The following is a 665-nucleotide window of genomic DNA, read 5'->3' as shown; positions in this document are numbered from 1 at the left end:
CCGTTCCTTTAACTGATTAACCCACTGATTCATATGACCATCATTGTTATTCGTGGCAACCCTGACGACAGCGCGGGCACCATGAATAAAAAGAGTCCGCAGATGCTTGTCGCCTTTTTTCGTCATATTCATCAGCACCTGCCTGTCGCCACTCGAATGCTGGCGTGGAACCAGACCCAGCCATGCAGCAAAGTGGCGGCCATTCTTAAATTCAGTTCCTTTGCCAATAGCAGCAACAACGGCCGTGGCCGTTTTAGGGCCAATGCCTTTAACTCTGGCGATACGCTGACAGGCTTCTGATTGCCTGAATACTGTTTCAATTTCCTTATCAAAAAAATGGATCCGACGCTCGAGATCGTTAAAGAGATCATAGAGCTCGGCAATTGTTCTGCGCATACGGGAACGTAGACCGTTTTCTGCATCTTCAAGGATAAGAGGAATAGTCCGGCGAGCTCTGGAGACAGCACTGCCAATGGGGATCCCCCGGTCAAGTAACAGCCCTCTTATTTGACAGACTGTAGCAGTGCGGTGATTGACAATACGCTGCCTTGCCCGGTGTAAAGCCTGGATATCCTGCTGTTCGGGGCTTTTTGGCGGCACGAACTGCATTGTCGGTTGCATCAGAGCCACTGCGATGGCCTGTGCATCATTACCATCATTTTTTT

Annotated in this window: 1 protein-coding gene; it reads right to left on the bottom strand. The window is 49.8% G+C overall.

Going from position 1 to position 665, the window contains the following annotated elements:
* The coding region (locus EIEH_RS18085; protein WP_081490057.1) for an IS110 family RNA-guided transposase at positions 1–665 on the bottom strand (665 nt) is incomplete at both ends.

The organism is Edwardsiella ictaluri ATCC 33202 (assembly GCF_000264785.1).
GTDB lineage: Bacteria > Pseudomonadota > Gammaproteobacteria > Enterobacterales > Enterobacteriaceae > Edwardsiella > Edwardsiella ictaluri.
The sequence above is the reverse complement of the archived record's forward strand: the minus strand, read 5'-3'. Positions and strand labels throughout refer to the sequence as shown.